Annotated in this window: 3 protein-coding genes; all 3 read left to right on the forward strand. The window is 38.9% G+C overall.

Annotated elements, in window-relative coordinates; all coding sequences use genetic code 11:
- Positions 1 to 36 precede the first annotated feature (36 nt).
- Positions 37 to 510 carry a YaiI/YqxD family protein gene (locus AC52RT_RS18175; RefSeq protein ID WP_495542054.1) on the forward strand — a complete coding sequence of 158 codons (474 nt, stop codon included), beginning with the start codon at positions 37 to 39 and terminating at the stop codon, positions 508 to 510.
- A 45-nt stretch (positions 511 to 555) separates the two neighbouring features.
- Positions 556 to 2,361, forward strand: coding sequence for a DNA primase (dnaG, locus tag AC52RT_RS18180; RefSeq protein WP_495542052.1), 1,806 nt, complete (start codon positions 556 to 558; stop codon positions 2,359 to 2,361).
- A 42-nt stretch (positions 2,362 to 2,403) separates the two neighbouring features.
- Positions 2,404 to 3,159, forward strand: a 756-nt coding sequence (locus AC52RT_RS18185) for a sigma-70 family RNA polymerase sigma factor (protein ID WP_495542053.1), incomplete at its 3' end; no start/stop codon positions are given.

The following is a 3,159-nucleotide window of genomic DNA, read 5'->3' on the forward strand; positions in this document are numbered from 1 at the left end:
AAAAGGATAATGCAGAATGATGTAGAATGTAAAGATATGAAAGATAAACCAACCATTTTTGTAGACGCTGATGCTTGTCCTGTAAAGGCGGAAACACTGAAAATTGCTAAGCGGTTTACTTTAACTGTCACCTTTGTTGCTTCATATAAAAATATGATGAATGAGCCAGAGGGACATTGGGTTTACGTAGATGCGGATAAGGAAGCGGCTGATTTGTATATCATCAACGCAGTAAAACAAGGTGATATTGCCATTACTGCTGATATTGGACTTGCTGGCACTTTGCTTGCTAAACGCGTTTATGTTCTTTCTCCCAGGGGAAAGGAATATACAGAAGACAATATTTATAACTTGTTGGATATGCGGTATCAATCTGCGAAACTTCGCAGACAAGGAAAGCATACCAAAGGACCCAAAGCATTTACGAAGGAAGACCGTATTCAATATACAGAAGAATTAATTAGAATTTTGTCGAATCATGCAGGAATTTCTGAGCTTTTATCGAATTGAACACTAAGTAAAAGTAAAAATTATTGCCGATCGTAAGGTGAAACTATGGCAAATGCCCGAATAGAAGACGAAAAGGTAAATCAAATTCGTGAAGCAGTAGATATCGTCGATTTGATCAGCGAGTACGTGCAGCTGAAGAAGCAGGGACGAAATTATTTTGGTCTTTGCCCTTTTCATTCAGAAAACAGTCCATCGTTTTCTGTATCTGCAGATAAACAGATTTTCCACTGTTTTGGGTGCGGTGCAGGTGGAAATGCTTACACCTTTTTAATGGACAAAGAAGGATATAGTTTTGTCGAAGCTGCAAAAGTTTTAGCGGAAAAAGGAAATATACCTCTGGATGTAGAAATTAATAATGAAGCATCCAGGCCTAATATGCCAGAAGGCTACAAACAAATGATAGAAGCACATGAACTATTGCGGAAATTCTATCACCATCTCCTTGTAAATACCAATGAAGGACAACAAGCTCTTGAGTATTTACTTCAAAGAGGATTGACTGAAGCAGTCATTGAAAAGTTTCAGATAGGGTTTGCATTTGATTCATGGGATTTTGTTTATAAGTTTTTGGTAAAAAGAGGCTTTTCTGAAGAAATACTAGAAAAAGCTGGATTGATTATTCCTCGTGAGAAAGATCAAAGTTATTTTGACCGATTCAGAAACCGAGTCATGTTCCCGATAACGGATCACCAGGGGAATACAATTGCATTTTCAGGCAGAGCACTAGGTGATGATGAGCCTAAATATCTGAATAGCCCCGAAACGCCTATTTTTAATAAAAGTGCCATTCTTTATAATTTTCATAAAGCCCGCTCTCATATCCGGAAAAAAGAACAAGTGGTGATTTTTGAAGGATTTGCAGATTGTATATCGGCTGTTCGTGCGGGGGTAGAACACTCAGTTGCTACGATGGGGACTTCTTTAACGGATCAACATGTACAGATCTTGAAACGGAATACGGATCAAATTCTGCTGTGTTATGATTCAGACTCTGCTGGACTGACTGCTGCTTACCGCGCATCAAACATGTTGAATGAACAAGGGTTTCAAGTAAAGGTCGCCCTTATGCCAGATAATTTAGACCCCGATGACTACATAAAGAAATATGGCGAGAAGAGCTTTAATTCTGAGGTAATAGGGGCCAGTTTAACGTATATGGCATTCCAAATGCATTATTTGCGCAGAGGAAAAAATTTAAATAATGAAGGAGATCGGATTGCATATATTGAAGAGGTATTAAAGAGGATTTCCAGGCTGTCAAATGCTGTGGAAAGAGACCTATACCTCCGCCAGCTTTCATCGGAATTTTCGTTATCGCTGGATGCATTAGAAGATCAAGCTCGACAAACCTTTATTACAGAACGTAAAACGGGGAATGTTCCTGAGCGGCCTTCACCGCAATTCTCCTTACGATACGAGCATAAATTAAAACCTGCCTACCATAATGCAGAAATTAAATTAATTGCCCATATGCTCAAAAGCCGGGAAATTACCTTTAAGGTACAGCAAATGCTTGGAACAAACACCTTAAATGTTGATGAACACCAAGCAATCATCACTTATTTATATGCTTTTTATGAGGAAGATCGGGAACCGGATACGAATTTATTTTTAACGTATTTAGCGGATCGAAATCTTAGAAGGATTGTATCTGAAATAGAAATGATGTCAGTAAATGAAGAAGTTGCTGATAAAGAACTGACAGATTATATAAATCAAGTGTTGAAATATCAAAAGATGTTAAAGATAAAAGAAAAAGAAGCAGAAGGAAAAGATGCAGAGCGCCGCAACGATTATGGCAGGGCGGCACAAATTGCCATGGAAATTATTCAACTGCGAAAGTTATTATAAGAATTATGGGTATTGTTGATAGTCTTGGAAGGAGGGGAACACATGGCTGAGAAACCAGCACGTTCCAAAGAGGTAGATACTGAATTAAATCTAGAACAAGTTAAAGAACAATTACTTGAACTAGGAAAGAAACGTGGTTCATTAACTCTGGAAAAAATTGCAGAGCGCATCGGAAGCTTTGAATTGGACTCTGATCAGATGGATGAGTTCTATGAGTTTTTAGGTGAAAATGGTGTTGAGGTCCTGACAGATGGTGATGAGGATGAAGATGAAGATGATCCGAATGTCAAGGAACTTCAGAAAGAAGAAGAATTCGATCTCAACGACTTAAGCGTCCCTCCAGGCGTAAAAATAAATGATCCTGTTCGGATGTACTTAAAAGAAATTGGCCGTGTCAATCTGCTTTCTGCTAAAGAAGAAATTGCTTTAGCTATGCGTATTGAAGAAGGTGACGAAGAGGCGAAGCGTCGTTTAGCCGAAGCTAACCTCCGTCTGGTAGTCAGTATTGCCAAACGCTATGTCGGGCGCGGTATGCTCTTCTTAGATTTAATTCAAGAAGGAAACATGGGTCTTATAAAAGCGGTTGAAAAATTTGATTACCGCAAAGGATATAAGTTCAGTACTTATGCTACTTGGTGGATTCGTCAGGCGATCACCAGAGCAATTGCGGATCAGGCAAGAACAATTCGTATACCTGTCCATATGGTTGAAACGATTAATAAATTAATTCGTGTTCAACGTCAGCTCTTACAAGATCTTGGGCGTGAGCCATCTCCAGAGGAGATTGCTGAAGATATG

This window comes from Peribacillus sp., assembly GCF_059453735.1.